The sequence below is a fragment of the Bacillus sp. SRB_331 genome, from assembly GCF_003264175.1.
GTDB classification, from domain to species: Bacteria; Bacillota; Bacilli; order Bacillales; family Bacillaceae_G; genus Bacillus_A; species Bacillus_A mycoides.
The window spans coordinates 56845-80309 of the sequence record NZ_NADV01000008.1 but is presented as its reverse complement, the minus strand read 5'-3'; the positions used below and the strand labels follow the sequence as shown (position 1 = coordinate 80309).

26 protein-coding genes are annotated in these 23465 nt (G+C 36.5%); 24 read left to right on the top strand and 2 right to left on the bottom strand.

Annotated features, from left to right (window positions below; all coding sequences use genetic code 11):
• Positions 1-5 precede the first annotated feature (5 nt).
• The gene (gene ansA, locus B5P42_RS07260) at positions 6-980 is read right to left on the bottom strand and encodes an asparaginase (RefSeq protein WP_002030754.1); all 975 of its coding nucleotides are present in this window, start codon (positions 978-980) and stop codon (positions 6-8) included.
• Positions 981-1193: 213 nt separating this feature from the next.
• Here ansA and B5P42_RS31930 point away from each other — a divergent pair, with 213 nt between their 5' ends.
• From B5P42_RS31930 to B5P42_RS07235, 5 genes are all read left to right on the top strand, one after another.
• Positions 1194-1367: a DUF5359 family protein gene (locus tag B5P42_RS31930; RefSeq protein WP_002135263.1), complete on the top strand. Its 174-nt coding sequence runs from the start codon at positions 1194-1196 to the stop codon at positions 1365-1367.
• A 130-nt stretch (positions 1368-1497) separates the two neighbouring features.
• On the top strand, positions 1498-2175 hold the full coding sequence (gene cmk / locus B5P42_RS07255; protein WP_002011798.1) for a (d)CMP kinase: 678 nt from the start codon (positions 1498-1500) through the stop codon (positions 2173-2175).
• Positions 2176-2504: 329 nt separating this feature from the next.
• The gene (gene rpsA / locus B5P42_RS07250; RefSeq protein WP_044438016.1) at positions 2505-3653 is read left to right on the top strand and encodes a 30S ribosomal protein S1; all 1149 of its coding nucleotides are present in this window, start codon (positions 2505-2507) and stop codon (positions 3651-3653) included.
• Between the two features lie 12 nt (positions 3654-3665).
• Positions 3666-4715: a type 2 isopentenyl-diphosphate Delta-isomerase gene (locus tag B5P42_RS07245; RefSeq protein WP_002011801.1), complete on the top strand. Its 1050-nt coding sequence runs from the start codon at positions 3666-3668 to the stop codon at positions 4713-4715.
• A gap of 250 nt (positions 4716-4965) precedes the next feature.
• Positions 4966-5685: a hypothetical protein gene (locus B5P42_RS07235; RefSeq protein WP_258397438.1), complete on the top strand. Its 720-nt coding sequence runs from the start codon at positions 4966-4968 to the stop codon at positions 5683-5685.
• A 194-nt stretch (positions 5686-5879) separates the two neighbouring features.
• Here B5P42_RS07235 and B5P42_RS07230 read toward each other — a convergent pair whose 3' ends face one another.
• The gene (locus B5P42_RS07230; protein WP_000513901.1) at positions 5880-6014 is read right to left on the bottom strand and encodes a YpzI family protein; all 135 of its coding nucleotides are present in this window, start codon (positions 6012-6014) and stop codon (positions 5880-5882) included.
• Positions 6015-6131: 117 nt separating this feature from the next.
• On the opposite strand from B5P42_RS07230, the gene B5P42_RS07225 reads away from it, so the two are divergent.
• The 19 genes from B5P42_RS07225 to aroA all read left to right on the top strand — a co-directional run bounded on the left by B5P42_RS07225 (position 6132) and on the right by aroA (position 23407).
• Positions 6132-6743, top strand: a complete 612-nt coding sequence (locus B5P42_RS07225) for a YphA family membrane protein (protein WP_002086626.1) — start codon at positions 6132-6134, stop codon at positions 6741-6743.
• Positions 6736-7629 carry a YIEGIA family protein gene (locus tag B5P42_RS07220; RefSeq protein WP_002086625.1) on the top strand — a complete coding sequence of 298 codons (894 nt, stop codon included), beginning with the start codon at positions 6736-6738 and terminating at the stop codon, positions 7627-7629. The genes B5P42_RS07225 and B5P42_RS07220 overlap by 8 nt, the downstream gene beginning before the upstream one ends.
• Positions 7626-7811 carry a capping complex subunit for YIEGIA gene (locus tag B5P42_RS07215; protein ID WP_002086624.1) on the top strand — a complete coding sequence of 62 codons (186 nt, stop codon included), beginning with the start codon at positions 7626-7628 and terminating at the stop codon, positions 7809-7811. Before B5P42_RS07220 ends, B5P42_RS07215 begins: the two co-directional genes overlap by 4 nt.
• A gap of 124 nt (positions 7812-7935) precedes the next feature.
• Entirely contained in the window at positions 7936-9246 is a 1311-nt protein-coding gene (der, locus tag B5P42_RS07210) for a ribosome biogenesis GTPase Der (protein ID WP_002011811.1), read from the top strand.
• Between the two features lie 18 nt (positions 9247-9264).
• Complete coding sequence (locus B5P42_RS07205) at positions 9265-10287, top strand: NAD(P)H-dependent glycerol-3-phosphate dehydrogenase (protein WP_002011813.1); 1023 nt, start codon at positions 9265-9267, stop codon at positions 10285-10287.
• A 116-nt stretch (positions 10288-10403) separates the two neighbouring features.
• A complete protein-coding gene (locus B5P42_RS07200; RefSeq protein ID WP_000369753.1) occupies positions 10404-10655 on the top strand; it encodes a stage VI sporulation protein F in 252 nt (83 codons plus the stop codon).
• A 227-nt stretch (positions 10656-10882) separates the two neighbouring features.
• The gene (locus B5P42_RS07195) at positions 10883-11086 is read left to right on the top strand and encodes a DUF2768 domain-containing protein (RefSeq protein WP_002011815.1); all 204 of its coding nucleotides are present in this window, start codon (positions 10883-10885) and stop codon (positions 11084-11086) included.
• Positions 11087-11151: 65 nt separating this feature from the next.
• Positions 11152-11865 (top strand): hypothetical protein, encoded by a 714-nt coding sequence (locus tag B5P42_RS07190; RefSeq protein WP_002126422.1) that lies wholly within the window; start codon positions 11152-11154, stop codon positions 11863-11865.
• Positions 11866-12107: 242 nt separating this feature from the next.
• A complete protein-coding gene (gene spoIVA, locus B5P42_RS07185; protein ID WP_000416521.1) occupies positions 12108-13586 on the top strand; it encodes a stage IV sporulation protein A in 1479 nt (492 codons plus the stop codon).
• Positions 13587-13884: 298 nt separating this feature from the next.
• The gene (locus tag B5P42_RS07180) at positions 13885-14157 is read left to right on the top strand and encodes an HU family DNA-binding protein (protein ID WP_001043860.1); all 273 of its coding nucleotides are present in this window, start codon (positions 13885-13887) and stop codon (positions 14155-14157) included.
• Between the two features lie 121 nt (positions 14158-14278).
• Positions 14279-14848, top strand: a complete 570-nt coding sequence (gene folE / locus B5P42_RS07175; protein ID WP_002011819.1) for a GTP cyclohydrolase I FolE — start codon at positions 14279-14281, stop codon at positions 14846-14848.
• Positions 14849-15119: 271 nt separating this feature from the next.
• Positions 15120-15872, top strand: a complete 753-nt coding sequence (locus B5P42_RS07170) for a heptaprenyl diphosphate synthase component 1 (protein WP_060751482.1) — start codon at positions 15120-15122, stop codon at positions 15870-15872.
• Between the two features lie 29 nt (positions 15873-15901).
• Positions 15902-16615, top strand: coding sequence for a 2-heptaprenyl-1,4-naphthoquinone methyltransferase (gene menG, locus B5P42_RS07165; RefSeq protein ID WP_002086620.1), 714 nt, complete (start codon positions 15902-15904; stop codon positions 16613-16615).
• Between the two features lie 38 nt (positions 16616-16653).
• Positions 16654-17616, top strand: a complete 963-nt coding sequence (hepT, locus tag B5P42_RS07160; protein ID WP_002011823.1) for a heptaprenyl diphosphate synthase component II — start codon at positions 16654-16656, stop codon at positions 17614-17616.
• 124 nt (positions 17617-17740) lie between these two features.
• Positions 17741-18187, top strand: coding sequence for a nucleoside-diphosphate kinase (ndk, locus tag B5P42_RS07155; protein WP_000415879.1), 447 nt, complete (start codon positions 17741-17743; stop codon positions 18185-18187).
• A gap of 300 nt (positions 18188-18487) precedes the next feature.
• Positions 18488-19660: a chorismate synthase gene (gene aroC / locus B5P42_RS07150; RefSeq protein WP_113733910.1), complete on the top strand. Its 1173-nt coding sequence runs from the start codon at positions 18488-18490 to the stop codon at positions 19658-19660.
• Positions 19660-20745, top strand: a complete 1086-nt coding sequence (gene aroB / locus B5P42_RS07145; RefSeq protein WP_113733909.1) for a 3-dehydroquinate synthase — start codon at positions 19660-19662, stop codon at positions 20743-20745. Before aroC ends, aroB begins: the two co-directional genes overlap by 1 nt.
• Positions 20746-20862: 117 nt before the next feature.
• Entirely contained in the window at positions 20863-21975 is a 1113-nt protein-coding gene (gene hisC, locus B5P42_RS07140; protein WP_113733908.1) for a histidinol-phosphate transaminase, read from the top strand.
• Between the two features lie 157 nt (positions 21976-22132).
• Complete coding sequence (gene aroA / locus B5P42_RS07135) at positions 22133-23407, top strand: 3-phosphoshikimate 1-carboxyvinyltransferase (RefSeq protein WP_113733907.1); 1275 nt, start codon at positions 22133-22135, stop codon at positions 23405-23407.
• Positions 23408-23465 lie beyond the last annotated feature (58 nt).

The following is a 23465-nucleotide window of genomic DNA, read 5'->3' as shown; positions in this document are numbered from 1 at the left end:
TCTTTTTAATCGTGCATAAACATATGTTGGATTGTTTCGTGAGAGTTTGTGTTTTCTAGTGCGACTAGTAATTTAATTCGCGCCTTTTGAGCGTTTAAACCGTAGGTGAAAACAATGCCCATATCTTTTAATTGTTTTCCGCCACCTTCATAAGAGTATACGTCTTGAACGATACCGTTAAAGCAGCGTGAAACTAATACAATTGGAATGCCTTTTTCTATTAATCGCCCTAGACTAGGAAGTGTTCTTGGTGGTAAATTACCTTGTCCAAGTGCTTCAATAACAATTCCGTCTACTGGTAGTGTTTCGATTGCTGATAATAATGTATCATCCATACCTGCGTATGCTTTTAGAACGACAACGTTTTTAGAAATCTGTCGTACTGTGCATGTTTCGTGATGCACTAAAGCATGATGGAAAACAACACCACGTTTTGTTACCATGCCAATTGGTCCGTACTGTGGACTTTGGAATGTCGCGACATTACTTGTGTGCGTTTTTGTTACATTTGTAGCACAATGTATTTCGTCATTTAATACGACTAGAACGCCTTTTTCAGCAGCTTCATTACTACTAGCAACTTTTACAGCTGATAAGAAATTATATAGACCATCGGCACCTAATTCATTACTAGAACGCATTGCCCCTGTCACAACGATTGGGATAGTTGCTTGAACTGTTAAATCAAGAAAATAAGCTGTCTCTTCTAATGTATCGGTACCATGCGTGATGACTACGCCGTGAATATCGTCTTGTTTTACTCTTTCGTCAATGATGACTTGCAATTGTAGCATTTCGCTAGGAGTCATGTGAGGAGATGGAAGATGGAACACATCTTCGACAATTAAATCAACATCGCCTTCTAAATCAGGAATGAATTTTAAAAGAGGATTCTTTTTACCTGGTTGTACGACCCCAGTTTCTTTATCTTCCTCCATTGCAATTGTTCCACCTGTGTGTAAAACTAGGATTCTTTTCAATGCTTATACCCCTTTCAAGTTGAAAAATACATTTAGAACATAACATGTTTTGAGTAAATTCGACAATGAAAATGTATAAAAGTATGCTTAGAAAATGACAATAAAATAAATTACCTTAAGTGTGCTCCGGTAAGTGTTTATTAGGTTAGGTTTTGTTTATGGGAATTTATGAGAGTAGATGTGTAAGTGTAGAGAGGGAAGGAGTGAGTTTTTTTGAAAAAAGTGGAGAAAATTATAATTCGTATATTACTGATTCAATTTATTTTTCTTTCTGTCGTCCAACTGCTTTTTATACATAAATCTTCAGTGAAATATTTATCGAAAATTGTTTATTACGAAGGTGTCGTCACGAAAAATAAGGCGGAAATCTTACAGGTGAATAAGTAGTTTTCATTTTCTTCTATGATGGATTATGCTACAATTATTGAGGATTTAATGACGTGAGGCAAATGAGAAGAAGCAGGGGGAAAATACCTGCTTTTCGTTTTGTTTTATAAGTGAAAAATGAGGTGTTACAATGGATAAACGAATTTCAATTGCTATAGATGGTCCAGCGGCTGCTGGGAAAAGTACAGTGGCAAAAGTTGTTGCAAAAAAACTTTCATATGTTTACATTGATACAGGCGCAATGTACCGTACTATTACATATGCAGCCCTTGAACAAAAAGTGGATATTGAAAATGAAGAAAAGTTAATGGAAGTTGTAAAAAATGTAAACATTGAATTTCAGCAAGGGGAAAATACACAACTTGTATTTTTAAATGGACAAGATGTTTCTGAAGTGATTCGTACGCCAGATGTGACGAATCGTGTATCTATTGTAGCAAAGCATCGTCTTGTTCGTGAAGAAATGGTACGTCGTCAACAAGGATTAGCTAAAAAAGGCGGAGTAGTAATGGATGGCCGTGATATTGGTACACATGTACTACCAGATGCTGAAGTGAAAATCTTTATGCTTGCTTCTGTAGAAGAAAGAGCGGAAAGAAGACATTTAGAAAATATGAATAAAGGTTTCGATTCTAATTTAGAGCAGTTAAGAGAAGAAATTGCTAGGCGTGATAAATTAGATTCAGAACGCGAAGTTTCTCCTTTGAAAAAAGCTGATGATGCATTGGAATTAGATACAACTTCTTTATCAATTGAAGAAGTTGTCCAAAAAATTATGGGTATTGTTTCAGGAGTATTTGCGAAATAAAGAAAGAGGACTATCCTCTTTCTTTTTTTTTTTGAAATGTAAAGGATAAGTGAATTATAAGTCTCTTTTCTTGACAAATGGGCTAATTTGTAAGAAGTTAGTTACAGAGGAAAAAAACTGTCAGAATATATTCGCTATTATATTTCAAATCATACTTTCTTCAAGATGATTTTGCTGTATACTATTTATATAGATTTAATATAGTTTCTTGTGAACTGTATTGAAACAGAATATGTGATGATAAATTCTTAAACATGCAAATGAAAACATTTGTTTTCATTTCGTATATACATAAAAATGCTTTGTCAATTCTGTAGGGAGGTATTTCCATGGTAGAGAAAATGAATGAAGAAGTTATGAATTCAAAAGAATTACAAGTTGGTGACGTTGTTACAGGTTCTGTAACGAAAGTTGAAGAGAAACAAGTTCTTGTAAATGTTGGATACAAAACAGATGGCGTAATTCCGATTAGTGAATTAGCTAACGTTCATATTGAAAAAGCAAGCGATGTTGTAGAATTAGATCAAACACTTGAATTGAAAATTATTAAATTAGAAGATGATGATCTTGTTTTATCTAAGAGAGCTGTTGATGCAGAAAAAGCGTGGGTAGAATTACAAGAAAAATTTAATTCTGGTCATGTATTTGATGTTATTGTAAAAGATATCGTGAATGGTGGGTTAGTTGTGGACCTTGGTGTTCGTGGTTTTATCCCAGCTTCACTTGTAGAAGTACATTATGTAGAAGACTTTGCTGACTATAGAGGAAAAACATTAGCGGTGAAAATTGTTGAATTAGACCGTGAAAAAAATCGTGTTATTCTTTCACATAAAGCGGTAGTAGAACTAGAACTAGATTCTAAGAAAAAAGAAGCAATCTCTTCGTTAAAAGAAGGGGACATTGTTGAAGGAACAGTACAACGATTAACGGATTTTGGTGCTTTCGTTAACGTTGGTGGTGTGGACGGTTTAGTTCACATTTCACAAATTTCACACGAACGTGTAGAGCAACCTTCTGAGGTATTAGAGCAAGGTCAAAAGGTAAAGGTAAAAGTGTTATCTGTTGATGCTGATACGCAACGTATTTCTTTATCAATTAAAGCAGCTCAGCCAGGACCTTGGGAAAATGTTGCTGGCGAAATAAAAGCTGGAGATATTCGTGAGGGAGTAGTAAAACGCCTTGTTACATTCGGTGCGTTTGTTGAAATTTTACCTGGTGTTGAAGGGCTTGTACATGTATCTCAAATTGCAAATCGTCACGTGAAAAATCCAAATGAAGTATTGGAAATGGGACAAGAAGTAAAAGTGAAAGTACTTGAAGTCCATGTAGCAGAAAAACGTATTTCTTTAAGCATAAAAGAAACGCTTGAAGAAAATAATGTAACAGAAGATTATAGCCAATATGAGCCAAATGCTGATTCGGCTACTTTCCAGTTAAGTGATATTATTGGTGAACAACTGAAAAAATTAAAGAAATAAAGAGGGGTACAAGTGGTAAGGGCAAAACGTAAATTAGATCATATTGAATATGCTCTTTCTACTGGTCAGTCTCGTACGCATGGCTTTCATGATATTGATTTTGTGCATCAAAGCTTGCCAAATTCAAGTTATGACACTATAACATGTGAAACAAAAATCGGCGAACTTTCACTAAGTTCGCCGATTTTTATCAATGCGATGACTGGTGGTGGAGGAGAGCAAACATTACATATTAATGAGCAATTAGCATATGTAGCGAAACATCATAACCTTGCTATGGCTGTAGGTTCGCAAATGGCAGCTTTAAAAGATGAAAGTGAAGCGGCTTCGTATAAAGTTGTTAGGAAAGTAAATCCGAATGGGATTTTTTTCGCAAACTTAGGAAGTGAGGCAACTGTCGAACAGGCAGAGCGTGCCGTTGATATGATTGAAGCGAATGCACTGCAAATTCATTTAAATGTCATACAGGAGTTAACGATGCCAGAAGGAGACCGTGATTTTACTGGTGTACTTCAGCGGATTGAAAAAATAGTTTTAAAAAGTAAAGTACCTGTCATCGTAAAAGAAGTCGGTTTTGGAATGAGTAAGGAAACAGTACAACAGTTAGCGAATATAGGTATAACAGCAATTGATATTGGCGGACAAGGTGGTACGAATTTTGCTGCTGTTGAAAATGAAAGAAGACAGCGAATGCTTTCTTATTTTAATAACTGGGGCATACAAACAGCTACCTCGATTATTGAAGCAACCTCTACAAATAATAACCTCTCTTTTATTGCATCTGGGGGTATACAAACAGCACTTGACGTGGCGAAGGCAATCGCATTAGGGGCGAATACAACTGCGTTTGCTGGATACTTTTTACGTATTTTAATGCAAGATGGTGTTGAGAATTTAGTGGATGAAATTGATCTTTTACATACAGATTTAAAGTTTATTATGACAGCTCTTGGCGTGAAGACGATAGAAGAGTTACAATCTGTACCTCTTGTTGTAAAAGGTGAAACGTACCATTGGTTAGCGCAGCGAGGGATTGACACTGCACATTATAGTAGGCGATAAAAAATCAACCATCCGGTTGATTTTTTTGCGTTTTATTTTCGTAAAATGAAGAGGGGAGGCGAGAAGTTATCATTCTATATAATTCTATAAATGGAAAAAAGAGAGAGTTTACATTATAATAAAAGTATATATAAATATCGTACAGAAAAGCTAAAATTGAAAAAAAGGGTTATAAAAATGAAGAAATGTAGAAAATATGCCGCTGAATTATTGGAGTATTCTTACTTTTGCCATGTTTGTGGAGAGAAACATGGCAAAAGTAAGAAAGTATTCCTCTCTATATAGCTGGTTAGCGATAAAACAAGATAAGAGATTGCTATTTAAGAGTCAAAAGAAACAAGGAAAAATTTACGATAATTTAGGGGATGAGGATGTTAATAAAAAAGGAGATAATGTATCTTCAAATAGTAAAAATACAATAGGACGCATTACATATAATAGTGAAGATTTTAACATCCATGCACGAAATATAAGAGAAGATACAGCGGTTTCTGGATATAAGAAAAAGGTTGAAATTTCATTAACTTCAAATGTAAGAGAAGGAGATTCTAGTTCAACAACAGCACAATCAGCAATTAAAACGGCGAATATTGCAATTGCAGTCGGGAATAAATTGTATAGGAATCCAACGGTGAATGCAGGAAGTGGAATAGAAGCACTAATTTTGCCAAGGGAATTAGGAGAAGACAAAAATCCATCGGAAGATTCGTATACAATTTATTATTTTAATATACCAAATGAAGTGAATTTAAGTAATGCTGAAGTAGTATTACTTTCTGATCAAGGAAATACCATTGTGAGTAGGGAGATTAAAGGAGAAAAAGAAGATATTGTAGGTGCGAAAAAAGAGGTTGAGCGAAAGTTAAATGAGATAAGAGAGACGGATTATGTACGTGTAGAGGTAAAGAGTAAAGATCCTTCTCTACATACGTATTATGTTATTGCATATTCTAAAAACCAACAGGTGTAGTTACGATTAATGCCTCGTTGAGTGATAGGGTTTATAATGCGAAAACAAAAGAATTATATTACGAGTAGAAATAAATAAAATAATTGTGTAAAAAGACGGTTTCGTACAATATCGAAACCGTCTTTTTGTATTGCCTATTTGAGGGCAGCTTGATTGGTGTGGGCTAATAATCCCCCACTGAGGTTTCACTTTATTTAATGCTGATTCTGCTTTCGAGCTTGCTCCGGTGTATCAAGACTTGTTGCACCGGGATATTGAAGTGATTGGTCGCGATCAGATTCAACGCGGCGTGATTCTCTTAGCTTTCGTTCTTGGCGATCTTTACCCATTGTGAGTTACACCTCCTTATTAAAAGTTTTGCTGTTATGAGAAAAACTATGCACAAAGAAAAGGAGGATTAACTTTCATAAAAAGTTCCCATAATGGAAATCATAGGAGGTGAAATGATGGATGGGAGTACTTTTTATTTTGTTGCTTGGATAGGGTGGATTGTCGTGACCTTTTTTATGAAAAAGGAATCTATTCGTTGGAAGATAAGTGCTTGTATATTAATTTTTATTATTTGTTCTCCGTTAAATGTGACGATTGCTTCTTTCACGATATCGGTAAATGCCCTTTTGCTTTGTATTATTTCTTTTGTAGGTATCGCGTTATATTCTATTTGGAAAAAATTATATACCTTACTTTCGGCACTTATTATCGCAATGTTATATACAAGCTTTCATTTGTTAGAAGTATATGATCCAATTTGGATTGTGGTTGATAGGTTGTTGCTGTTAAGTGGTGCACTTGTGTATGCATCGGTTTTATTGCACGGGGATCGCATATTACGATTATGCTCCTTATATATAGGGATGTTACAAGGAGAATTATTGGTGACGCTTATTTTTCGTAAATTACATTTTCCTTATGAATACGGCAGTTTAGCTTTTTTAGATGTTGCTGCTGTTTCCACTTTATTTATGGCGATTTTACTTTGGATTACAAAGGCATCGGTATATATGGAACAATTTAAGAGGAAAACACGTAAAAGAAAGGCGAGGGTAATACATGACTGAATATACACCAGCTATTTTATGTGGCGTAATTGCAGGTACAATAACTAGGTTGTTAATGCTTCGTACCGATACGAGGCAATATCCGACGAGGCTTCACGGGAAAATTATTCATATCGCGATGGGATTAATTGCGGCTGCCTTAGGAGCAATTGCGATTCCGTCTGTTTTGAAAAAAGATTTCTCTGCAATTACATTTCTTACGTTAGCAGCGACGCAATTTCGTGATGTGCGCAATATGGAAAGAAATACACTTCAACAATTAGATGGATATGAGCTCGTACCACGTGGTAATACATACATTGAAGGAATTGCATTAGTATTTGAAAGTCGTAACTACTTGGCGATGTTAACGTCGTTTGTAACAACGTTTGCGTATATAGGATTCGATTCATGGATTGCCGGGGTAATTACTGGTATAGTAAGTTTTTTCATTGCGAAAAAATTAATGTCAGGTAAAAGACTTCATGACCTTGTAGAAATAGAGCACGTTCCACTTCGTTTTGAAGGAGCGGGACTTTATATTGATAATATTTACATTATGAATATTGGATTGCCAGCAAGGCAAGAAGAAATTATGAAATATGGAATGGGATTTATTTTAAAACCGAAATCGATAGATGCGATGGTTACAATCTCAAACTTAGGACAACGGCAAGCTATTTTACATGATGTTTCGGTTGCTTTAGGAATATATAGAGATTCTGGAACGCCGGCACTTGTACCGTTAGCGAAGCGTGATTTAGAGGATGGGAGAGTTGGGATTTTTGTTCTGCCGCAAGATCAAGATGCAGAAAAAGCGATAGGGGTAATCGGAAATGTACCAACATTAGAGAGTGCTGTTCATATGTCATCAGAAGCTCCGAAAGGAAGGGGAGATAAGAGATGATGTTAGAAAGTGTTATTCTCGCAGTCATTACAACAACGCCAGAGAAATTTGCAGGTGGTGCCCCTTTATTTATTTGCGAGTCGACAGAGGAACTGGAATTTGTTGCAAATAATTTAGAGGCTATTTTAGATGGTATTGCACATCGCTTACAAGATAATGTATATATTATTGTGAAACATTAGTAACGTGTGGTATAATGTGAGGTGTTTTGATACGTTGAGAAATATTCTGGAATGCAAATCCCTTCTTGCACAAAGAAGGGTTTTTTACATAATAAACAGAAGCAAGTTGAAAGGATGAAAGTATATGCCGAAACCAGTAATAGCGATAGTAGGCCGCCCGAACGTAGGGAAATCTACTATTTTCAATAGAATTGTTGGAGAAAGAGTTTCAATCGTAGAAGATATACCAGGTATAACGCGAGACCGTATTTATAGTGCGGGAGAATGGTTAAATCATGAGTTTAACATTATTGATACAGGTGGAATTGATATTGGAGACGAGCCGTTCTTGACACAAATTCGTCAACAGGCGGAAGTAGCGATTGATGAAGCAGATGTTATCATTTTTATGACGAATGGTCGCGATGGTGTAACTGCAGCAGATGAAGAAGTTGCTAAAATTTTATACCGTTCTAAAAAACCAATTGTACTTGCGGTAAATAAGGTTGACAATCCAGACATGCGTAGTGATATTTATGATTTTTATGCATTAGGATTTGGCGAGCCATTCCCGATTTCAGGTACACACGGTTTAGGACTTGGTGATTTGTTAGATGAAGCTGCAAATCATTTTCCAAAGATTGAAGAAGAAGCGTATGACGATGAAACAATCCGTTTCTCTTTAATTGGACGTCCAAACGTAGGGAAATCATCACTTGTAAATGCACTTCTTGGTCAAGAACGTGTAATTGTAAGTAATATAGCGGGAACGACACGTGATGCTGTTGATACACCATATAGTAAAGATGACCAAGATTATGTAATCATCGATACAGCTGGTATGCGTAAAAAAGGGAAAGTATACGAAAGTACAGAAAAGTATAGCGTACTTCGTGCACTTAGAGCGATTGAACGTTCTGACGTTGTTTTAGTCGTTTTAGACGGAGAAGAAGGAATTATTGAGCAAGATAAAAAAATCGCTGGATATGCTCATGATTCAGGACGAGCTGTTATTATCGTTGTAAACAAATGGGATGCAGTGAAAAAAGATGAAAAAACAATGAAAGCATTTGAAGAAAACATTCGTGCTCATTTCCAATTTTTAGAGTATGCACCGATTGTATTCTTATCTGCGAAAACGAAAAAGCGTACACAAACGTTATTACCGGTTATCAATGAGGTAAATGAAAGCCATAGCATCCGTGTACAAACGAATGTATTAAATGATGTAATTATGGATGCGGTAGCGATGAATCCAACGCCGACACATAATGGTAGCCGTCTGAAAATCTTCTATGCGACACAGGTTGCGGTAAAACCACCAACATTTGTTATATTTGTAAACGATACAGAATTAATGCACTTTTCATATGAGCGCTTCTTAAAGAACCGTTTACGTGAAGCGTTCGGTTTTGTAGGAACGCCGATTCACATTATCGCTAGAGCAAGAGACTAATGGAGAGGATGTGATTTTATGACAAAAATCACAGTAATAGGAGCAGGTAGCTGGGGAACAGCGTTAGCGATGGTATTAGCTGACAATGGGCATGATGTACGTATTTGGGGAAACCGTCCTGAACTCATGAATGAAATTAATACGAAGCGTGAGAACAGTAGGTATCTTCCAGGGATTACATTGCCAAGCACAATCGTAGCCTACTCTTCTTTAGAAGAAGCATTAGTAGATGTAAATACAGTACTGCTAGTAGTACCGACGAAAGCGTACCGAGACGTATTGCAAGAGATGAAAGAAATTGTTACAGAGCCAATTACTTGGATTCATGCAAGTAAAGGAATCGAACCAGGTACGTCAAAACGTATTTCGGAAGTGATTGAGGAAGAAATTCCAGAGAGCTTGATTAAGGATGTTGTTGTACTATCTGGGCCGAGTCACGCTGAAGAAGTTGGATTGCGTCAAGCGACAACTGTTACGTCTGCAGCAAAGCGTATGGAAGCGGCTGAGGGAGTACAAGATTTGTTTATGAATAGCTATTTCCGTGTATATACAAACCCAGATATCGTTGGAGTTGAACTTGGTGGTGCTTTAAAAAATATTATTGCACTAGCTGCGGGGATATCTGACGGGCTTGGATTAGGTGATAATGCGAAAGCGGCATTAATGACACGTGGTTTAACAGAGATTGCTCGTTTAGGAAGAAAAATGGGCGGAAATCCGTTAACGTTTGCTGGTCTAACTGGTATGGGAGACTTAATTGTAACTTGTACAAGTGTGCATAGCCGAAATTGGCGCGCTGGAAATATGCTTGGAAAAGGGCACTCTTTAGAAGAAGTGCTAGAAAGTATGGGTATGGTTGTAGAAGGTGTAAGAACAACGAAAGCTGCTCATGAATTGGCGGAGAAAATGGAAGTTGAAATGCCGATTACAGCTGCTTTATATGACGTGCTGTTCAATGGGAATAATGTGAAAGATGCAGTAGGCTCATTGATGGGACGTGTTCGAAAACATGAAGTTGAAGCGATACCTGATTTGTTATAAAGAAAGCGGTAGAAGTACATTTCGTACTTCTACCGTTTTTTATTTTTTATGGGTCTTTTCACCAATTTTTCATCTCTGCATAGGATGAAGAGTAACTTGAGGAGAGGGTGAAAAGAATGGATAACAACATTTTTAATAACATTGAAAAAGAAGCGAAAGTGAACAAAGAAGATATTTTTAAATTAGCGTCGTCTGTTCAAAATGCGAACTTACGTGATGAGACAGTGCTTCGCCAATTGATTCATCAAGTTGCTCTAATGGCAGGACGCGAGGTGCCGAAAGAGCAAGAGGATCAAATTGTAAAAGCGATTATTAACAATAATATGCCGGCGGATTTTGGTTCGTTAAGTAAAATGTTTAAAAAATAAATTATGAGAAACAAAGAGTTTAGAGAATGCATATGATAGTTATGAAAGAATGGGAATAGAGCTGTTAAGGGCATATTTGGTCAACCGAAGCGCATCATTTCGTGCTTCGGTTTTATTATTTTAAATAAAAATCATCAATTCACGGAAAAATGATGATTTTTATTTGTTTAAATATTTTAATTTGTTAAAATAGTATAAAAATAGATTGAAAGTAAAGGGGTGTATATATGTCGGAAGGGCTTATGAAAATGTGGTTTGCTTTAGGGGCAATTGGATTTATGTTTCTTGCAGTAAGTTTTATTTTATTGAGTAGGCATAAAATGAAGAATAAATTTTTGAAAGGGATTACAGCTTTAGTAGCGTACACCCTCATGATTGTATCGGGAATTGTTATTTTCCTTGTTGTATTTAGTGGCCCTATTGAGCAATAAAGGATGTGTAGTCGGTAAATGTTACAAAAGCAACAGTCCATACTAGCATGAAAAGGTGATTGTCAGTGAAAAAAATCCATATTATTTTAATATTTTGTTGCATGAGCATTTTAACAGGGTGTATGTATCCAAGAGAAAATATGAAACAAAGTGCTATTCCTTATGAAGACCAGTTGCAAGTTGTACAAAAAGCCATTAATACATATAAGGAGCAAACGGATGGTTTATTACCAATTAAGACGCGTGATATGAGTACGCCGATTTATCAGAAGTATCCAATTGATTTTCAAAAAATTGCTCCAAGGTACATACAAGAGGCACCAGGGAATGCGTATGAAAGTGGTGGAGTATATCAATATGTATTAATAGATGTTGAAAAAAATCCGACAGTAAAGTTAATTGATGTGAGAATGGCGGAACAAATTCAAGAAGTGGCATTGAAGCTAAGAATGTATCGTGATGAACATCAATATCCACCTTTTAAAAAAGTGATCACAGATGGTGTTTATGAATTAGACTTCAAAAAACTGGGATATAAAGATGTACCACAAGTGACAAGTCCGTACTCAGGAAAAGGTCTCCCTCTTGTAATTAATGAAAAAGGAGAATTGTTTGTTGATTATAGAATCGACTTATATGAAGCGTTGAAAAAAAATGAAGGACAATTTAAAGAAGGTGAAGATATCCGGAGTATACTATCGAAGGATTCCCCGTTTGTTCCTGCATACTCTTTGCCGTATACAGTAAAAAATGGAGAACCAATTTTTTTGAAATCATAAGTCATGAACCTTTCTTTTAGTGAATAAGTTCTAGAAGAAAGGTTTTTTATGTTATACAACTTGCGATGCAAACAAAAGGTATTTTTAAATAGTCATATGAAATTGGACAAAATTATATGATATATTGTCCGAACTTCTAGAATACCATTATATTATATCAGATATTATAGGCAACGTTAGAGAAGGTATTAGTTGACTATAAACGTGGAATTATTCCCAAAAATATTGAGGGAGGGAATCACTTGGAAAAGGTAGATATTTTTAAAGATATTGCGGAACGCACAGGCGGTGATATTTATTTTGGAGTTGTAGGAGCTGTTCGAACAGGGAAATCAACATTTATTAAAAAGTTTATGGAACTTGTTGTTATTCCCAATATTGAAAATGAGTCAGACCGTCAAAGAGCGCAGGATGAACTGCCTCAAAGTGCTGCTGGTCGTACAATAATGACGACGGAACCGAAGTTTGTTCCAAACCAAGCGGTTTCTATCGAAGTAGATGAAGGTCTTGAAGTGAATATTCGATTAGTAGATTGTGTTGGATATACGGTTCCAGGAGCAAAAGGCTATGAAGATGAGAATGGTCCGCGCATGATTAATACTCCTTGGTATGAAGAGCCTATTCCATTCCATGAAGCTGCAGAAATCGGAACACGTAAAGTAATTCAAGAGCATTCAACAATTGGTGTCGTTATTACAACAGATGGAACAATTGGTGAAATTCCAAGAAGAGATTATATAGAGGCAGAAGAACGCGTTGTAAATGAGTTAAAAGAAGTAGGAAAGCCTTTCATTATGATTATCAATACTGTACAGCCATACCATCCAGATACGGAGCAGTTACGTCAAAGTTTATCAGAAGAATATGATATCCCAGTAATTGCGATGAGTGTAGAGAGTTTAAGAGAAACAGATGTGTATAACGTACTGCGAGAAGCATTATTCGAGTTCCCGGTTTTAGAAGTGAATGTAAACCTTCCGAGCTGGGTAATGGTGCTAAATGAAGGGCATTGGTTACGCCAAAGTTATCAGGAAGCGGTTCAAGAGACTGTAAAGGATATAAAACGTCTTCGTGATGTGGACCGTGTCGTTTGGCAGTTTAGTCAATATGAATTTATTGATCGAGCAAGTCTAGCTGGCATCGATATGGGGCAAGGTGTGGCAGAGATTGATTTATATGCGCCAGATGAATTGTATGATCAAATTTTAAAAGAAGTAGTAGGAGTAGAGATTCGAGGGAAAGATCATTTATTAAAGCTTATGCTCGATTTATCTCATGCGAAAACAGAGTATGACCAAGTGGCGGATGCCCTGCGGATGGTAAAACAAACCGGATATGGAGTAGCAGCGCCTGCATTAGCTGATATGAGCTTAGATGAACCGGAAATTATTCGTCACGGCTCAAGGTTCGGTGTTAAATTAAAAGCGGTTGCGCCGTCTATTCATATGATTAAAGTGGATGTAGAATCAACATTTGAACCAATTATCGGTACTGAAAAACAAAGTGAAGAACTAGTTCGTTACTTGATGCAAGATTTTGAAGATGACCCGCTATCAATTTGGAATTCTGATATATTTGGGCGCTCTCTTAGCTCTATTGTTAGAGAAGGAATTCAAGCGAAGTTATCTCTAATGCCAGAAAACGCTCGTTATAAATTAAAAGAAACGCTAGAAAGAATTATTAATGAAGGATCTGGCGGATTAATTGCGATTATATTATAAGAAAAAAATCCCTCTAATTGTAGAGGGATTTTTTTCTTTTTGAGTACGTAATAGAAAAATAAACAGTCATTATCTAATATTTTGTTGTAAATTGTCAAGTTTCATCAGAATTTCACATTTTTAGAGTAACAATTTCCTTAAAAATATTGAATTATAAAGGAGAATCGTATAATATAGGCGTTGATAATGATTTATCTACATCTTTGTAGTATAGAATTTGTAAAAATTGCCTACAAATGAAAGTAAGACTCATTTTATGATCATTATACAGTCTTATCTTTGGGAGGAGGTGAATGGCATGAACAAGACAGATTTAATCAATGCTGTTGCAGAAGCAAGTTCCCTTTCTAAAAAGGACGCAACAAAAGCAGTGGACGCTGTTTTTGATTCTATCTTAGAAGCTTTAAAACAAGGTGATAAAGTACAACTAATCGGATTCGGTAACTTCGAAGTTCGTGAGCGTGCGGCTCGTAAAGGTCGTAACCCACAAACAGGTGAGGAGATTGAAATCGCTGCAAGTAAAGTACCTGCATTCAAACCTGGTAAAGCGTTAAAAGATGCGGTTAAATAATCCTTACATATTAACAGGGAAGAAGAGTTTCCTTTTTGGAAACTCTTCTTTTTGCTTTTAAAAACATAAATATGCTAGAATGTGTTCGTATCACTTTTAGGTTTTTCGGGAGGGCTAGCGGATGGCAAAAGTTAATTTAGAACAAATTGAACATGCAGTACGTCTTATTTTAGAGGCAATCGGAGATGACCCAAATCGCGAGGGAGTACTTGATACACCGAAACGTGTTGCGAAAATGTACGCAGAAGTATTCTCAGGAATGCATGAGGATCCGAAAGAGCATTTACACAAAGTATTCGGAGAAGACCACGAAGAGCTTGTGCTAGTAAAAGATATACCATTCTATTCGATGTGTGAGCATCATCTTGTTCCGTTTTATGGAGTTGCTCACGTTGCATATATTCCGCAAGGTGGAAAAGTAACGGGACTAAGTAAATTAGCTCGTACTGTAGACACAATTGCGCGTCGTCCGCAACTACAAGAACGTATTACATCAACAGTAGCTAACTCTATTATGGAAGTACTAGAGCCGCATGGTGTAATGGTAGTAGTAGAAGCAGAGCATATGTGTATGACGATGCGTGGTGTGAAAAAGCCTGGTGCGAAAACAGTAACGACTGCAGTGCGCGGCGTGTTAGAAAATGATGCAGCAGCACGTAGTGAAATTTTATCGTTTATTAAGACGAATTAAAGAAGAGCGGGAAACTGCTTTTCTTTTTTTTATATACAAAAAAATGATATAGTTTTAATGTTAAAGAGCAAGAATATAAAGGTTGAAAATTACTTCTGCCTTTTGTGTAAATGAATGTTTGTAGTTGTTAGAGACGAAGATAACTTGTATGAATAAAAGTTGAGGCTTTATTCGGTGGCAGTTTGGCAGAAGTAGCCAAGTTTTGATTATAGAAAATAGAATGTATGTGTTATAATAAATTTTATGAATTAGAAAACAAGGGTGATTTTTTGTGTGTGACATCTACGGAGGGTATGCGGGTATTAAAGAGAAATTGATGGAGAAATTACGCCATCCTTATTTTATAAACTATATTGAAGAACCATTTATTGATGAAGAAAAAATAGCGCTGTTATACGGTGCATTAAAAAGTGCAAATATACATAAAGAACAAATTGATCATTATGTCGTAACGATTATGCTTGTACAAATTGCTCTTGATACACATGAAAAAGTATCAAATAAAGCAAACGAAGAGACGAGTGGATTCCATAAGCGTCGTCAATTGACAGTTCTTGCAGGGGATTATTATAGTGGTCTATACTATTACTTATTGTCAATGAATTGTGATATTATCTTAATTCGTGCACTTGCTGAAGGAATTAAGGAGATTAATGAACATAAAATTATGCTGTATCAAAAAGCACATGTGACGATTCAAGACATAATGGAAAGTGTAGTAATAATTGAATCTGCGCTTTTGCAAAAAACATGTGATCATTTTCAGTTATCTAATTGGAAACCATATATAACTTATGTGTTAGGAAAAAATCGTCTTCAAAAAGAGTGTCAATTGTATGCTGATAAACAAAATTCACCTGTTTTTCAAGCAGTCCAAAAAATCTCATTGGATGATGATAAAAATTTGGAAACAGTTATTAATGAATGGCTTATGGAAATGAGAAAGCAAGAAGAAAAAATTTTAGAGAATCATACAGAAGTTAATGAGATAATTTCTATGTTAAGAGATAAATCAAGGACATAAGCAACTTTACATTGGAAGAAGGTACGAGCATGCAACAATCAAAAGAAGAAAGAGTACATGACGTATTTGAGAAAATTTCTGATAAATACGATGTGATGAATTCTGTAATTAGTTTTCAAAGGCATAAGGCATGGCGCAAAGAAACGATGCGAATTATGGATGTGAAACCCGGGAGTAAGGCACTTGATGTATGCTGCGGGACGGCAGATTGGACAATTGCACTAGCGGGAGCTGTAGGTGAAGATGGGAAGGTTTACGGTTTAGACTTTAGCGAAAATATGCTAGCTGTCGGTAAACAAAAGGTAGAAGCTTTAGAATTAAAGCAAGTAGAACTTATGCATGGAAATGCAATGGAACTTCCTTATGAAGATAATACGTTTGATTATGTAACGATTGGTTTTGGGTTACGTAACGTTCCGGATTACATGCAAGTATTAAAAGAAATGACGCGTGTAGTAAAGCCTGGTGGAAAAGTAATTTGCCTGGAAACATCTCAACCAACGATGATAGGTTTTCGTCAAGGATATGTCTTATACTTTAAATATATCATGCCGTTATTTGGAAAGATGTTTGCGAAAAGTTATAAAGAATATTCATGGCTTCAGGAATCTGCTAGTACATTCCCAGGGATGAAAGAGTTAGCGCGTATGTTTGAAGAAGCTGGGCTTAAGAATGTGCAAGTGAAACCATTTACTTTTGGTGTAGCAGCTATGCATTTAGGTATTAAACCAGAATCAAAATAGAAAATAGAAAAAAGACGTTTTAGGTTAAGGTGAACAATATGAAGTTACAACTTATGTACTCTTTTTTACGATCGGATATTAATGTTATAGAAAAAGAATTGAAGAAGACAGTTGCTTCTGAGCAGCCGTTAGTAGAAGAAGCGGCATTACAGCTTATTGAAGCAGGTGGGAAGCGGATTCGCCCTGTTTTTGTTTTGCTTGCAGGGAAATTTGGGGATTATAAGTTAGATGCAATTAAGCATGTTGCGGTTGCATTAGAACTAATTCATATGGCTTCGCTTGTTCACGATGATGTCATTGATGCTGCGTTTTTACGACGCGGTAGCGCAACAGTGAATGCGAAATGGGGAGATCGTATTGCAATGTATACAGGAGACTACTTGTTTGCGAAGTCTCTTGAATGTATAACAAATATAGAAATTCCAGATGCACATCAAGCGTTGTCTCATACAATTTTAGAAGTTTGTAAAGGTGAAATCGAACAAATTAAAGATAAGTATAACTATGATCAAAATTTAAGAACGTATTTAAGAAGGATAAAACGAAAAACAGCATTGTTAATCGCCGCAAGTTGTCAGTTGGGAGCGATTGCTGCTGGTGCTAATCGTGATACTGTAAATCGTCTATTTTGGTACGGATATTTTGTTGGTATGTCTTATCAAATTATTGATGATATTTTAGATTTCGTATCGACAGAAGAGAAGCTTGGAAAGCCTGCTGGTGGTGATTTATTACAAGGTAACATTACATTACCTGTTTTGTATGCCATGGAAGATCCAGTTCTTCGTCAAAAAATTACATCTGTGCATGAAAATACAACAGCAAGTGAAATGAAAGAAATTATTGATGATATTAAAGCGAGCGAAGCTATTGATAAAGCATTTTCGTTTAGTGAACGTTATTTACATAAAGCATTAGAAATAATAAAACCACTCCCTCGTGGACAGGCGAAGTATGCGTTGCAAAATGTCGCAAAGTATATTGGAAAACGAAAATTTTAGTGTTTTGTCTAAAAAATAAAATAATCTCTCTATTTCAAAACTATTGCGCAATTGTGATAAGGGTGTTAATATGTGTGTGGGGATATACAATTACATACATAATTCAGAAGTGGAGAGATTTTTTATGGAAAAAACATTTCTAATGGTAAAACCAGACGGTGTACAACGTGCCTTCATTGGGGAAATTGTAGCTCGTTTTGAGAAAAAGGGCTTTCAATTAGTTGGTGCAAAATTAATGCAAGTTACTCCGGAAATTGCTGAACAACACTACGGTGAGCATAAAGAAAGACCTTTCTTTGGTGAATTAGTAGACTTTATTACATCTGGTCCTGTATTCGCAATGGTATGGCAAGGTGAAGGTGTAGTAGATACAGCACGCAATATGATGGGTAAAACACGACCACATGAAGCTGCTCCTGGAACAATTCGTGGAGATTTCGGTGTAACTGTTGCGAAAAACATTATCCACGGTTCGGATTCTTTAGAAAGTGCAGAACGCGAGATTGCTATTTTCTTTAAGGAAGAAGAATTAGTAGACTACTCAAAATTAATGAATCAATGGATTTACTAATTATTTTGAAATAATTTGTAAACGCTTTAATAACTGTGATAATAGTAAAAAGTGCGAGAAGAATAGGGGTATTCTTCTTGCACTTTTTTTATTTCAATCAGTTACGAAGTTAGGACTGTTATGATATATTGGTATGTAAAGTAAAAGGTCTAATATTATGAAAATAATCGAACAATTACAAGTAGGGAAAGCAAACATTCGATTTACTATATAATTTCTTTGTATTTTAAAGAGTGATGGAAGGTAATATAGCTGCTTTATGTAGCGGGATAAATACATATGCGAAAAGAGGAATAACGTATGCGATATATTACAGCTGGTGAATCCCACGGTCCGCAACTTACGACAATTTTAGAAGGTGTTCCGGCAGGGTTATCTTTAGTAGCGAATGATATAAATGAAGAATTAGCTAGAAGACAAAAAGGATATGGACGCGGTAGACGCATGCAAATTGAGAAAGACCAAGTACAAATTGTAAGTGGTGTTAGGCATGGGAAGACGATGGGGTCACCGATTGCACTTGTTGTTGAAAATCGTGATTTTACGCATTGGACAAAGGTTATGGGTGCAGAGCCGTTAACTGAGCAGGAAGAGAAAGAAATGAAAAGGCAAGTTACGAAACCTAGACCTGGACACGCAGATTTAAATGGTGCGATTAAATATGGTCATAGAGATATGAGGAATGTATTAGAGCGTTCTTCAGCACGTGAAACGACAGTTCGTGTTGCAGCTGGTGCAGTTGCAAAAAAAATATTAGCGGAATTAGGTATACAAGTAGCGGGACATGTTATCGAGATTGGTGGTGTACAGGCAGCAAATATTAAATATAACTCTATTGTGGAATTACAAAGTACTACAGAAGCATCTCCTGTACGTTGCTTAGATGAAGAGGCCGGTAAAAAGATGATGCAAGCAATTGATGATGCGAAGGCAAATGGTGATTCTATCGGTGGTATTGTTGAAGTAGTTGTAGAAGGAATGCCAATTGGAGTAGGTAGCTATGTACATTATGATAGAAAATTAGATGCAAAATTAGCAGCGGCAATTATGAGTATTAACGCTTTTAAAGGTGTTGAAATTGGAATTGGTTTTGAAGCAGCACATAGACCTGGAAGTGAAGTGCATGATGAAATCCTTTGGGATGAAGTGCAAGGGTACAGAAGAAAAACGAACAATGCAGGTGGATTAGAAGGTGGCATGACAACTGGTATGCCGGTTGTTGTGCGCGGTGTTATGAAACCGATACCGACATTATATAAACCGCTTCAAAGTGTTGATATTGATACGAAAGAACCTTTTACAGCGAGTATTGAACGTTCAGATAGTTGTGCAGTGCCAGCAGCTAGCGTTGTGGCTGAATCTGTTGTGGCTTGGGAGCTCGCAACAGCTTTAATTGAACAATTTGGATTAGATCGTATCGATCTTATACGTGAAAATATTGAGAAACATAATGAATATGCGAGGGGATTTTAATGGAGAACATACATATTCAAACGAAATCAAAAGAATATGATGTACATGTTGGAAGGGAGGCGTTGTCACACTTAACAACGCTTATTCAAAAAATGAATCCTGCAGTATCTAACATAATGATCATTTCTGATGAAGCTGTTGCATCACTGCATTTACAGACAGTTGTTGATGCATTGCAAGTAGAGCAAAAAGTATTTTCGTTTGTTGTACCCAGTGGCGAAAAAGAGAAGTCTTTTGAAAATTTCTATGAGGCTCACACTTCGGCTCTTGAAAATAAATTAGATAGAAATTCTTTAATCATCGCACTTGGAGGCGGGATGATTGGAGATTTGGCTGGATTTGTTGCCGCGTCGTTTATGCGTGGTATTCGCTTTGTCCAAGTTCCAACGACTTTATTAGCTCACGATAGCGCAGTAGGCGGGAAAGTAGCAATTAACCATCCACTAGGAAAAAATATGATTGGAGCGTTTCATCAGCCAGAAGCTGTTGTATATCATACGCCATTTTTACATTCACTTCCTGAAAAAGAGTGGCGATCAGGTTATGCAGAAGTGATAAAGCATGCTCTTATTGGTGATGTAGAGCTATATCATTGGTTAAAAGAAGAAGTGCAAACGTTAACGGATCTTCGTGATGAAAAGTTAATTCATATATTAACGAAGGCGATTCCTGTGAAAGCGAATATTGTGTCGCAAGACGAAACAGAAAAAGGTGTACGTGCCCATTTGAATTTTGGGCATACGTTAGGACATGCTCTTGAAAAAGAGTTAGGATATGGGAATATTACTCACGGTGATGGAGTAGCGGTTGGCATGCTATTTGCTATGTTTTTAAGTGAGCAAGTGTACAAAGTTGATCTTTCTTATGAAGAAATGAAGCAGTGGTTCTTGAAATACGGTTATCCAAAAATGCCAAGTGACTTGAATGTAGAACGTCTCGTTCGGTTGATGAAACAAGATAAAAAAGCAAATGCTGGAACAATTCATATGGTGCTTATGCAGGAATATGGGGGAGTGAATGTCGTATCTATTTCAGATGAGACTGTTCATATTGCGTTAGAAGCATTTCAAAAGGATATGGTGTAAAAAAGTCATAGAACAGGTATGAAATGCATATTTAAAGGTATTCTCGTAATGGTGACGGTTATGATTAAAGATGACAGTAAGACATTATAAATCATATCAATGACTGGGGGAAGAAAAGTGAGAGTAAAAGAGCAATTGTTAACTTTGAGAGCATATGTACCTGGGAAAAATATTGAGGAAGTAAAAAGAGAATATGGATTGTCAAAAATTGTAAAACTAGCCTCGAATGAAAATCCGTTTGGCTGCTCTGCGCGTGTGACAGAAGCATTAACTTCGTTAGCTAATCAATATGCACTCTATCCGGACGGGGCGGCATTTGAGGTTCGTGAGAAAGTAGCAGAGCATTTAGGTGTAAAAGCGGAACAACTTTTATTTGGTAGTGGGCTAGATGAAGTCATTCAAATGATTAGTCGTGCTTTGCTACATAATGGAACAAATGTTGTAATGGCGAACCCTACGTTCTCGCAATACCATCACCATGCTGTTATTGAAGGAGCAGAAGTTCGTGAAGTACCACTTAAAGATGGCATTCACGATTTAGATGCAATGTTACAACAAGTAGATGAGAAAACGAAGATTGTATGGGTTTGTAATCCGAATAATCCGACAGGTACATATGTAGAAAAACAAAAATTACTTTCATTTTTAGAATCAGTTCCAAAGTCAGCGCTCGTTATTATGGATGAAGCATATTATGAATATGCTGGGGCAGAAGATTATCCGCAAACATTACCTCTTCTTGAAAAGTACGAAAATCTTATGGTGCTACGCACATTCTCAAAAGCATATGGATTAGCTGCTTTTCGTATTGGATATGCGATTGGTGATGCAAAGCTTATTGGGCAGCTAGAGGTAGCAAGACTACCATTTAACACATCAACTATCGCCCAAGCGGTAGCATTAGCGGCAATAGAGGATCAACAGTTTTTACAAGAGTGTGTGAAGAAAAATGCCGGAGGATTAAATCAATATTATGCATTTTGTAAGGAATATAACGTATTCTACTATCCATCTCAAACGAATTTCATTTTCTTGAAACTTGGTATACCTGGTAATGAAGCTTTCGAACGATTAATGAAAAAAGGATATATCGTTCGTTCTGGTGCAGCATTTGGTATGCATGATGGTATTCGTATTACTGTTGGATTAAAAGAAGAAAATGATGAGATTATTGAATTACTTACGGAACTTGTAAAAGAACAAGTGAAGAAAGAAGAAACGTATTCTTAAGAAATGGTGGAGGCTCCTGTTACAGGAGCCTTTTTCATTTGAACTGCAATAAGGGGAGTTGTTTGCACGTTCAAGAAAGAAAACGTTACAATAGAAGTAGACGTATAAGAAGAACTATTGTACATATAACTTATTTAAAATGTGAGGAGGATACAGTTTGAAACTAGTAGGACGAAAAAATAGTTTGAATGGGAAAATTGTTGTTCCAGGTGATAAATCTATTTCGCATCGCTCTGTTATGTTTGGAGCGATAGCGGAAGGGACGACGAAAGTATCAAATTTTTTATTAGGAGAAGATTGTTTAAGTACAATTGCATGTTTTCAAAAACTAGGTGTCCAGATTGAACAGTTTGGTAACGATGTCACGATTTACGGTAAAGGATTACATAATTTACAAGAACCGAAAGAAGTATTAGATGTGGGGAATTCAGGGACGACTATTCGTCTTATGCTTGGGATTTTAGCAAATACGCCGTTCCATAGTACGATAATTGGTGATGCATCAATTGGAAAACGTCCTATGAAACGTGTTACAGACCCGCTTAGTAAGATGAATGCTCAAATTGATGGTAGAGAAAACGGACAATATACACCTTTATCTATTCGCGGTGGTAAGGTAAAAGGTATGCATTACCATTCACCAGTAGCAAGCGCACAAGTGAAGTCAGCAGTTTTACTTGCGGGTTTGCAAGGGGAAGGGATTACTACGGTAACAGAGCCTATGCAATCTCGTGATCATACGGAAAGAATGTTGCGTGCATTCGGTTGTACCGTAGATGTTAATGGACGGACTGTTTCATTACAAGGTGGACAACAACTTAAAGGTGCAGACATAGAAGTTCCAGGAGATATTTCTTCGGCGGCATTTTTCTTAGTAGCTGGTGCAATTGTCCAAAATAGTAAGCTTGTATTGGAAAACGTTGGTTTAAATCCGACGAGAACAGGGGTTTTAGATGTATTAACAAAGATGGGTGCACTTATTTCTATCGATCATATTAGAAATGAAGAGTTTGAACCGTGCGGGGATATTACGATTGAAACATCTAAACTAAAAGGAATAGAAATTGGTGGAACTCTTATTCCAAGATTAATTGATGAAATTCCTGTAATTGCTTTATTAGCAACGCAGGCAGAAGGAATTACTGTTATTAAAAACGCTGAGGAGTTAAAAGTAAAAGAAACAAATCGTATCGATACGGTTGTAGATGAATTAGGCAAATTAGGTGCGAAGATTGAAGCTACACCAGATGGTATGATTATATATGGTAAACAAAGTTTAAAAGGAAATACTGTTAATAGTCAAGGCGATCATCGTATTGGGATGATGCTTGCAATCGCATCGTGTATTATAGATGGAGAAGTGAAAATAGAGAATAGTGATGCGGTCGCTGTATCGTATCCGGAATTTTTCGAACAATTAGCTGCGCTATGAGAGAAAGTATAGGAAGCGGTAGCTCACTCAAAAGGTTGCGTTCTTACACCTAGTTGCT